This window comes from Deinococcus cellulosilyticus NBRC 106333 = KACC 11606 (assembly GCF_007990775.1).
Taxonomy (GTDB): domain Bacteria; phylum Deinococcota; class Deinococci; order Deinococcales; family Deinococcaceae; genus Deinococcus_C; species Deinococcus_C cellulosilyticus.
This window is the reverse complement of sequence record NZ_BJXB01000036.1, coordinates 39,496-48,925: the sequence shown is the minus strand read 5'-3', so window position 1 is coordinate 48,925 and position 9,430 is coordinate 39,496. Positions and strand designations below refer to the sequence as shown.

The 9,430-nt window shown below is 55.8% G+C and carries 12 protein-coding genes; 4 read left to right on the top strand and 8 right to left on the bottom strand.

From position 1 onward, the window contains the following. A partial coding sequence (locus DC3_RS29620) for a hypothetical protein (protein WP_222594831.1) occupies window positions 1-324 on the top strand: 324 nt, incomplete at its 5' end. On the opposite strand, the gene DC3_RS25325 is transcribed toward DC3_RS29620, so the two are convergent. Together DC3_RS25325 and cmk are read right to left on the bottom strand one after the other, a co-directional pair. After that, complete coding sequence (locus DC3_RS25325) at window positions 278-823, bottom strand: lysophospholipid acyltransferase family protein (protein ID WP_146890231.1); 546 nt, start codon at window positions 821-823, stop codon at window positions 278-280. The genes DC3_RS29620 and DC3_RS25325 overlap by 47 nt on opposite strands. Beyond that, entirely contained in the window at window positions 820-1,443 is a 624-nt protein-coding gene (cmk, locus tag DC3_RS25320) for a (d)CMP kinase (protein WP_146890228.1), read from the bottom strand. The genes DC3_RS25325 and cmk overlap by 4 nt, the downstream gene beginning before the upstream one ends. A 46-nt stretch (window positions 1,444-1,489) precedes the next feature. Between cmk and DC3_RS25315 the strand changes: the two genes are divergently transcribed. Then, window positions 1,490-2,239 (top strand): peptidylprolyl isomerase, encoded by a 750-nt coding sequence (locus tag DC3_RS25315; protein WP_146890225.1) that lies wholly within the window; start codon window positions 1,490-1,492, stop codon window positions 2,237-2,239. Between the two features lie 111 nt (window positions 2,240-2,350). Here DC3_RS25315 and DC3_RS25310 read toward each other — a convergent pair whose 3' ends face one another. After that, the gene (locus DC3_RS25310; RefSeq protein ID WP_146890222.1) at window positions 2,351-2,731 is read right to left on the bottom strand and encodes a VOC family protein; all 381 of its coding nucleotides are present in this window, start codon (window positions 2,729-2,731) and stop codon (window positions 2,351-2,353) included. A 192-nt stretch (window positions 2,732-2,923) separates the two neighbouring features. On the opposite strand from DC3_RS25310, the gene DC3_RS25305 reads away from it, so the two are divergent. Both DC3_RS25305 and DC3_RS25300 read left to right on the top strand, forming a co-directional pair. After that, the gene (locus DC3_RS25305) at window positions 2,924-3,607 is read left to right on the top strand and encodes a zinc metallopeptidase (protein WP_146890219.1); all 684 of its coding nucleotides are present in this window, start codon (window positions 2,924-2,926) and stop codon (window positions 3,605-3,607) included. A 116-nt stretch (window positions 3,608-3,723) separates the two neighbouring features. Further along, a complete protein-coding gene (locus tag DC3_RS25300) occupies window positions 3,724-4,317 on the top strand; it encodes a peptidylprolyl isomerase (protein ID WP_186816260.1) in 594 nt (197 codons plus the stop codon). A gap of 101 nt (window positions 4,318-4,418) precedes the next feature. Here the strand turns inward: DC3_RS25300 and DC3_RS25295 are convergent, their stop codons facing one another. The 5 genes from DC3_RS25295 to DC3_RS25275 all read right to left on the bottom strand — a co-directional run bounded on the left by DC3_RS25295 (window position 4,419) and on the right by DC3_RS25275 (window position 9,427). After that, window positions 4,419-5,729: an ammonium transporter gene (locus tag DC3_RS25295; RefSeq protein ID WP_146890214.1), complete on the bottom strand. Its 1,311-nt coding sequence runs from the start codon at window positions 5,727-5,729 to the stop codon at window positions 4,419-4,421. Between the two features lie 144 nt (window positions 5,730-5,873). Continuing rightward, window positions 5,874-7,277 carry a cobyric acid synthase gene (locus DC3_RS25290; protein WP_222594830.1) on the bottom strand — a complete coding sequence of 468 codons (1,404 nt, stop codon included), beginning with the start codon at window positions 7,275-7,277 and terminating at the stop codon, window positions 5,874-5,876. Then, window positions 7,267-8,223: a pyridoxal phosphate-dependent aminotransferase gene (locus DC3_RS25285; RefSeq protein ID WP_186816259.1), complete on the bottom strand. Its 957-nt coding sequence runs from the start codon at window positions 8,221-8,223 to the stop codon at window positions 7,267-7,269. Before DC3_RS25285 ends, DC3_RS25290 begins: the two co-directional genes overlap by 11 nt. Then, window positions 8,211-9,098 carry an adenosylcobinamide-phosphate synthase CbiB gene (cbiB, locus tag DC3_RS25280; RefSeq protein ID WP_246130808.1) on the bottom strand — a complete coding sequence of 296 codons (888 nt, stop codon included), beginning with the start codon at window positions 9,096-9,098 and terminating at the stop codon, window positions 8,211-8,213. The genes DC3_RS25285 and cbiB overlap by 13 nt, the downstream gene beginning before the upstream one ends. Further along, on the bottom strand, window positions 9,077-9,427 hold the full coding sequence (locus DC3_RS25275; RefSeq protein WP_186816258.1) for a DUF4345 family protein: 351 nt from the start codon (window positions 9,425-9,427) through the stop codon (window positions 9,077-9,079). The genes cbiB and DC3_RS25275 overlap by 22 nt, the downstream gene beginning before the upstream one ends. Window positions 9,428-9,430: the final 3 nt, after the last annotated feature.

The window sequence follows — 9,430 nt, the reverse complement described above, 5'->3', positions numbered from 1 at the left end:
AGCAACATCAGCTTTGAAGTTGTTGCACCCGATCAACAGTATTGCTGTGGTCATCGACAAACCAAGCGCTTTTTTATACATTCATCACCTCACAAAAAGCATTTGTTACAAACCTTACCCATGGCTGCCACCAACCTAGGCAACCGTGAACTTGATCCAGCTTTTTGTGCCCACAAGCATAACTTTCTCAAGGAAAAAATGTCAATCTCTCATGCGCAAAAAAGACAGAACCATGTAAGTTCTGTCCCAGAAATGCTTCATCGTTTTTTCAGCCTGATTACAGCTGCTTTAGATTCTCCAGTGCTTCTGCAAATTTGTGGGTGAGCTCCTGCACTGTGCCCTGGGGCTCAATCAGCTCTCCAAAACGCACAATCCATTTGCCTTTCTTCTCAACATAAACAGGCATGATAGGTGCTTTCCCTTTCAGGGCAATCAGGGCAACCCCTCCCATCACCTGGGAACCTCCCCGGGTGCCTTGCGGGAAAATCCCCAGGGCTTCTTCTTCTTCCAGAGCCTTGATGCAGGTGCGAATGGAGGCAATGTCACTCTTGCTCTGGCGGTCCACCGGAATGTTCCCCACATTCAGCATGTACCACTTCATGATCGGATTGGCATACAGTTCTTTTTTGGCCATGAAGCGAAGCCGACGTTTTGCAGCAATGGTGATCACGAAAGGGTCCATGTTGCCCACATGGTTGCCTGCCACAATCAGGCGTCCAGTCTTGGGAAGCTTTTCTCTGCCCATGACTTTCAGGCCTGCTGGATACACCAGAAAGCTCGCCAGGGTCACTGTCAGGTCATACATCCAGGGAATCGGAATCATTGCACTCCTTTCAGAATCTGCTCCACCACCTGATCCAGGGTGAGGTCGCTGGTGTCGATCACCACAGCATCTGGAGCAGGTTTTGATTGAATGCGGTCTTCACGGTCCCGCATTTCAAGGGCTGCCTGAATGCTTTCAAGATCTTCAGGGCGTTCTTTTGCCCGACGCTGTGCACGCACCTGAACACTGGCCGTCAGGTAGAACTTGTGATGCGCGTGGGGAAACACTGCCGTTCCCATGTCCCGACCTTCTGCCACAAAAGGAGGGGGGAGGTCTTTCAATTGCTCGGTCACCCAGGTCCGCACTGCTGCATGCCGGGCAATCTCACTGACCGTCAGATCCACCTCTGTGGTGTGCAGGAATGGGGTGTAGTTCTCCTCTCCCTGCCAGACTTCGTTCTCTTCTGGTTTTGGAATCAGGGTGAGGGGATGGGTGTGCAGGGCAGCCACAATGGCTTCCTGGTCTGAAGGGTCGATTTGAGAGACATACACCAGGTAAGTCACGGCCCTGTATAGATAACCGCTGCTGATGTAGGGGATGTTCAGTTTGCTGGCAACACGCGAGGCCACACTGGATTTGCCGCTCGCTGCAATGCCATCGATGGTGATGATCACAGTCACGGGCTTATGGTAATACACTCATTCCCTGTGCGTAAAATGATGGAGTATGAAATCGAAATGGTTGCTTTGTGCAGCACTTCTCACTGCATCGCTTGTGGCATGCAAACCCAAAGAGGACACCTCCACCTCCACCACGCCAGAAACCACCACTGAGAGCACCACCGAGACCCCTGAAACCACGCCTGCAGAAACCACACCTTCGGTCAGTGCAGATGAAGTTCTCAAAGGGTACACCCAGGTCAAATCCCTGACCGACAAACCTGTGCGTTCTTTCAAGGAAGAACCGGACCGCATCCTCAAAGACAACACCGATTACGTTGCCAGAATCGAGACCACCCAGGGCGACATCGTGATGGACCTCTTTGAGGAAGACACCCCGGCTTCTGTGAATTCCTTTGTGTTCCTGGCCCTCAACCACTATTACGACGGAATCAAGTTCCACCGGGTGATCGATGGGTTCGTGGTGCAGGGTGGCGACCCCAACACCCTGAATGAGGACCGCAACACCTGGGGTCAGGGCGGCCCTGGTTACCAGTTTGGTCTGGAAGTGCGCCAGAACCTGAATTTCGACGAAAAAGGCATTCTGGGCATGGCCCGTGCCCAGGACCCCAACAGCAACGGCAGCCAGTTCTACATCACCCTGGCCCCGGCCAGCAGCCTGAACGGGCAATACACCGTTTTCGGAAAAGTGCTTGCTGGACTGGATGTTCTGGACAAGATCAAGAAGTATGAAGCCCCTGCTGAAGGCGAACCCGACAGCATGAAGACCGTTTCGATCTATACTAAAGACAAGTAACGTCTTTCTGTTGCCAGCACGAAAGTGCACCCCATCCTTGAATGCTTCTCCCCCACTACCCCACCCCGCAGCAACCCCATGGCTGCGGGTGTGTTTTGTCATGTGCGAGGGTCAGGTGAGGGGCGTGGTGATGTGTGCTCCCTGCACGATTTCCAGACGGTTCCCAAAAGGGTCAGTGGTGAAAATTCTGTGCACCTCCAGCGTGGTGTCCAGGGTATAAGCCACCTGATGCTGCTCAAAATGGCCCATCACCTGCTGAAGGTCTGCGGTTCTGAAACAGGGATGGGCTTTTTTCTGGGGCACAAAGGGCTCGTCAATGCCCACATGAATCTGCCTGCCATCAGGAAGCCCGAACCACAATCCTCCGCGACCCTGCAGGGCTGCAGGCTTCTCAATTTCAGTGAGGCCCAGAAAAGAGCCATAGAACTTGCGGGCGGCCTCTTCGCTGTGTCTGGGTGCAGGAACCAGTACGTGGTCAAGTCCATTGATCATGATTCAGCATAACCCCACTGAAGCTGCAGGGTTGTGACCAGGGTGGTGACACTTTAGACATCCTTCATTTTCTGTTCCACACCACAAAAAAAGCAACTTCTGAGGGTCAGACCTCATATTGATGTACAGGGGAATGTGTTCCCCCTGTACATGTGGCCTCTTTCCTGCCACATGACCTTCAAGGAGGTCTCCATGCTTTTCACACCCTTCACCCTGCTGATCATCCTCCTGATCGTTGGATCTTTTCTGATCCAGGGTTACCTGATGCGCACCTACCGCACCTACAGCCAGCACCGCAACACCCGTGGCCTCACCGGGGCACAGGTGGCCCGCCACCTGCTTGATGAGGCTGGACTCCACAATGTTCCCGTGGAGGTGGCTCCTGGCTTTCTGAGCGATCACTATGACCCCAGACAGAAGGTGGTGCGCCTGAGTGAACACAACTTCTCCCAGCCCAGCCTGGCAGCGGCGGCAATCGCTGCGCACGAGGTGGGACATGCCCAGCAGGATGCCAGCCGCAACCCTGCACTGGTGCTCAGAAGCCAGCTTGCCCCTGCCCTGATGTTTGGATCGAACTTTGGTCCTCTGCTGGTGATCCTGGGCTTCATGTTCAAACTGAGCGGCCTGACCCTGCTTGGGGTGATTCTCTTTGCTGCTGCAGTGGCCTTCCACCTGATCACCCTGCCTGTGGAGTTTGATGCTTCTGGCCGTGCCCTCAGGCAACTGGAGCAAAAAGGCCTCCTGAGCCTGCAGGAGAACAGCGGGGCCAGAAAAGTCCTGACTGCTGCTGCCCTCACCTACATTGCAGGCTTTGCCATTGCCCTGGCCCAGCTTCTGGAATACGTGTACCTGTTCACAGGCAGCAGGAACGATTGAGCAGCAAGAAACAGGTGGAGGGGGAGCCTGTGCTCCCCCTCCACTTTTGGTGTCCTCCACCATAAAAGAAGCAAAACCGCAATCTCTTCTGGCCCTCTTGTCATACAATGCTGAGGATGAGCGAACTTTACATTCCCGAAGGTTTCACCCTCACCCCTGAACTGTCCAGCGAACGCAAAACCCAATTCCGCCAGGCCCCTGAACTCGGAGATGGCATTGAACCCGGCAAGCAGTACAAAGCCGTGTTTGAAACCAGCAAGGGCCGTCTGGTGATCGACCTGTACGCCGATCAGGTCCCTGTCACCGTCAACAACTTCGTGTTCCTGATCCGCAACCACTACTACGACGGCATCGTGTTCCACCGGGTGCTTGAAGACTTCATGGCCCAGACCGGAGACCCCACTGGTACTGGCAGTGGTGGCCCTGGCTACAGCTTCGAAGACGAATTCGATCCCACCCTGCGTCACCGCGGCAAAGGTGTCCTGAGCATGGCCAACCGTGGCCCCAACACCAACGGTTCCCAGCTGTTCATCACCTTCGTGGACACCCCCTGGCTCGATGGCAAGCACGCCGTCTTTGGCCGCGTGTCCGAAGGCCTGAACGTGCTGGACAAAATTCAGCGGATTGACCCCATGCGTCCCTCTGCTTTCATCCAGCCTGACCGCATCGAAAAGGCTTACGTGGTGGAAAAAGGCGCAAAAGACTTCTAACGGCCGTCAGCGATCAGCCCTCAGCAAAAAACACTGCATGACTGGCATCAAAAGGAGGACTCCAAAGAGTCCTCCTTTTTCATTTGGCTGAATCCGTCAAATCAATCTGATGAAATCAACACTGGAGCCGCAAGGTTGTTGATTTCGGGAGTGGAGAAACCAAAATCATCGTTGTTGTATCCCGATTCCTGATGCAGAGCCAGATCCACACCAATGCTCTCGTCGTGCACACTGACCCGCAAGGGAATGAAAATCTGGGTGATTTTCAGGCTGACGAGCGTCAGGGCAGCACAGAATCCGATGGTGAAGACCAGGCCCAGGGCCTGAATCCCAAATTGCACCAGGGGTGCTTTGCCCTGTCCGGTGGTGAAGGCAAAGAGCCCGGTGAAGAGGATGCCAACCACTCCACCCATGCCGTGCACAGCGAAAACGTCCAGGGAGTCATCAAATTTCAGCTTGTGCTTGTAAGCCAGAATCCAGAAAGACACGGTGCTTGCCAGGAAACCCAGCAACAGTGCAGCCAGTGGACTGATGAAACCTGCTGCAGGGGTGACGGCAACCAGTCCGGCAATGCTTCCGGTGGCTGCACCCAGGGCAGTGGCCCGTTTGGAGTGCAGGTATTCCCACAGCATCCAGCTCAGCATGGCAGCAGCACCAGCAGCATTGGTGGCGGTGATGGCCCTTCCTGCGCTTTCTCCAGCGGTCAGCGCAGATCCAGCGTTAAAGCCCAGCCAGCCGAACCACAGGAGCCCGACCCCGATCAGCACGTAAACCATGTTGTGGGGCAGCACCGGACGTTTGGGCCAGCCCATGCGGCCACCCACCACCATTGCAGCCACCAGACCAGAGAATCCACAGGCCACCTCAATGGGCAGGCCTCCAGCAAAATCCAGCACGCCAAGTTTCGCCAGCCATCCATCGGGGGTCCAGAGCCAGTGCACCAGGGGGATGTACACCAGAATGCTCCAGAGGGTGATGAAAAGCAGGTAGGCACCAAAGCGCATGCGCTCCACCACTGCGCCACTGATCAATGCAGGGGTGATGATGGCAAATCCGGTCTGGAAGAGCACAAAAACGTACTCGGGGATGGTTCCCCAGACCTGGTTGTCCAGGCCCTGCAGACCGACATGGGAAAGGTTGCCGATCCAGGAGCCTTCACCGAAAGCCAGGCTGTAACCAAAGAAGATCCACAGCACCGACACGATGGCAATGGCGGCAAAACTCATCATCATGGTGTTCAGCACACTGCGGGTGGAAACCAGACCTCCATAGAAGAGGGCCAGTCCGGGCGTCATCAGGAGCACGAGGGCGCTTGAGGCGAGCACCCAGGCCGTGTCTCCCGTATCGATCTTGCCACTTGCAGCCAGGGCGGGGCTGCTGAGCAACACGAGCAGGGGAAGAAGGCGCGTCATGATTTCAGAGTAGCCCTCTTTGCAGATTGCATATTCAATTTGTGCAGTCAAGCCCAAAATCACTGAACGTCTAGCAGGATTTCATGCATTTTTTGGACTTTTGTCCTGCGGGTTCTGACATTCTGTGCGAAAAATCATGCACAATCAGGTCAAAACCCGCTCCCAGCCAGAGTCTTTGACCACCTGTACCGCAATTCTGGTCAGTTCCTGCTCTGTTTCTGTCTGCCAGTCCAGAACTTCAGCCTGAATGTTCAGGATGTTCAAAAAATCCTGAACAAAGTGTCGATTTTCGAAGAGCCCATGCAAATATGCTCCTCTGACCTGACCCTGCTGCCACCCCAGGTTCTGAGGCAACCAGGGACTGGCCCCGAGGCTGCGGGTCACTCCATGATGGATCTCATAGCCAGAGAGAGGTTGCCCCTCATGCTCCACTGTGGTCTGCAAGGTGGTCTTGTCCGGGTCCAGGGTGGTCTCCAGATCCAGAAGACCCAGTCCAGCCATGTCTCCGCTCTCCAGGTGCGCAGGGTCCAGAATCTGACGGCCCAGCAACTGCAAGCCACCACAGATCCCCAGAATGGGTTTCTGCTGGGCAGCAAAGTTCTGAATCTGTGCGCTCCATCCTGTGCTGTTCAGCCAGCGCATGGATTCTGCCGTGTTGCGTGAGCCGGGCAGGATCAGGGCATCAAAGACCTCCAGATTCCGCACTTCACGCAGGGGCACCACCTGAAGGCCAGGCTGATGGATCAGAGGATCAAACTCATCCAGATTGCTGGCAAAGGGATAACACAGCAGGGCGATGTTTTTCATACCGAATTTTGGCTCTGCCCGGTAATGCAGGGTGTCCTCCTCGGGAAGCCTGTGAGGCAGCATGTCCACAATGGCCACCACAGGAATTCCGGTCTGCTCCTCAAGCCACATCGGGGCCTCTCTCAGGAGTGTTTTGTCCCCTCGGAACTTGTTCAGGATGAACCCTTTGACCAGCTTTTTTTCATCCTCATCCAGGCACATCCAGGTCCCAAGCAGGTGGGCAAACGCCCCACCTTTATCAATGTCAGCCACCAGATACACGTCTGCCTGGGCCTCTTTTGCCACCCGCATGTTCACAATATCGCTCTTTTTGAGGTTGATCTCGGCAGGGCTCCCTGCCCCCTCAATCACCAGAATTTCGGCTTCCTGTTGCAGACTGTGCAGGGCTTCTTGCACCACCCCCCACAGCCTGGGCTTGCGATCAAACCAGGGCAAAGCAGAAATTTCAGCATCGGGACGTCCCATCACGATGACTGCACTGCGGGTGTCCGCCATGGGTTTGAGGAGTACGGGATTCATCCTGACGTCTGGCAAAGCTCTGGCAGCAATGGCCTGCAGGTACTGGGCACGGCCCATCTCCAGACCGTCCCGGGTCACAGCAGCGAAGTTGCTCATGTTCTGGGCTTTGAAGGGGCGCACCCGGTACCCCTGATTGGCGTAATACCGGCACAGGGCAGCCGTCAGGAAGGACTTCCCTGCATCCGAGGTGCACCCCATCAGCATGATGGTTTTAAGAGCCATAAAAAGTCTTGATCCCCTCCAGTAAAAGAACGTCTTTTTCCAGCTGTGTGCTCACGCGAATGAAGTCAGGATACCCATAGCTGGAACAGTCCCGGACCCGCATCCCCCGGTCCAGCAGGAAACGCACAAGACGTGGTGTGTCAGGCATGGGACAGAGCAAAAAGGGAACCCCACAAAAAGGAACCTTCAGGGCAGCAGCGAGTTTCTGTGCACTGTGTCTGACCTCTGGCAGGGTCCTTTCCACAAAGTTCTGGGCTTCTGGCAGGTGCCTGAGGACCACATCCAGACTGCCTGGGATGTGCCAGGAGCTCTGCAGGTTGATGAGTTTCTCTGCCACTTCTGAACTGCACAGGGCGTAAGCCATGCGCATGCCCACCAGACCATGCACCTTCCCGGGAGACTGCAGACGGATCACCCGATCAGGCAGTCCCTCTGCGTGAATCCCCAGAAAAGGCAGGTAAGCTTCATCCAGCAGCACATGTTCTGCGACCTCCAGCAAAGGCTGCAGGTCCTGCACGAAATGACCGCTGGGGTTGTGCGGGTTGGACAGGTACAGCAACCGAACAGGTTTCAACTGGGGATGAATCCGGTCCGTCACCGTCAGTTTTGCCCTGCACAACCCGACAGCACGGGCAAACTCACCAAAGGGACTGCCAATAGACAGCACCCCATCTCCAGGCTTTAAAAGGGCAAAGCAGATCCGGTACATCAGTTCGCTCGCTCCAACCCCCGGCACCACCTGATCAGGCTGAACCTGATGCCAGTGGGCAAGGGCTGTGCGGGTCTGCAGGTAGGTGGGTTCTGGATACTCGGTCAGGTCTGCCTGTTGCCAGGCTTGCAGGAGCAGAGGGTTCGGACCAAGTGGGTTGCTGTTCACAGAGAAATCCAGCAGGGCCAGATCGTCCTGCCTGCCCCCATGGTGGGCTTTTGCGATCAGAGGAAACATGAAACCCCTGACAGAAAGACCACACTGATCCATGCCACACGGTGAAGGGCTTTCAGGGTCAGAGCAAGATCGGATTTCTCAGGATCTCGGAACCCTGCGCCAAGATCATAGGTGTCCCTTTTGCTGAGCCTCACCCCGATCAAACCTGCCAGTGCTGCCATCGGGTAACCGGAATTGGGACTCGGAGTTTTCAGCGCATCTCTGTTCATGGTGTTCCAGGCCTGTTTTGACTGGTGCACCGCGCAGATCAGCAGGCCCGTGAGACGGGCAGGAATCAGGTTCAGCAGGTCGTCCACCCTGGCGGCCACCTTGCCGAAGTGCTCCAGTTCAGGCGTGCGGTATCCCCACATGGCATCTGCGGTGTTGCAGTAACGGTAGAAAGCCACCATGGGCAGGCCTCCAATCAGAAACCAGAACAGCGGAGCCACCAGTGAATCTGACAGGTTCTCTGCCACCGATTCCATGGCGGCCCCCATCACCTCACTTTCGCTGAGTTCTGAAGTGTCCCTGCTCACCAGATGCCAGGAGAGCTCCCGTCTGGCTTCCTGCAAAGTTGGAGCAAGCAGGACACTTTCTCCAGCTTTTCTCAGGGCACTCCAGGCCATCAGGGGCTTCAGGCAGACTGCGGTGAGCAGAATCTGCCAGCCAGGAGACATCTGATGAATCGCCAGTTGCACCCCTGCTGCCAGACCCAGGACCAGCACAGCACCCACCCCCCATCCCAGCAGACCTGCGAAGAAGTCTTTGAAGAGGAGTCGGCGTGCTGCCCGGAGGTAATTTCCCATCCACACCACCGGATGAAATTTCATGGGAGGCTCGCCCAGATGATCCAGCAAAAAAGCCAGCAGCACACTCAGGCCAGAAAGCAGAGCCACAGTCCTCCAATGGTTTCCAGCACGAACATCAGCTGCATTTTTCCCCGGGGCAGGCCCCCCCTGAACAGGGCGACAATCCTTCCAATGGGCTGGGCAAGCACCATCAGGGCCGCGAACACCGCCAGTGCACGCTCCTCTGGAAAGAATGCCGAATAGATCAGCATGGCCGCCGTCACCGACCAGATGCCCACATAAATGGCATGGAACTCACTCAGGCCGTTGATGTTGTCAAACCTGAGGCCCACATCCTGCATCACACTCGATGGACGCCTGAGCACCTGAAACGTGATCAGGAGGTACACTGCAGCCACCCCGAGGAACAGCAGCATGCG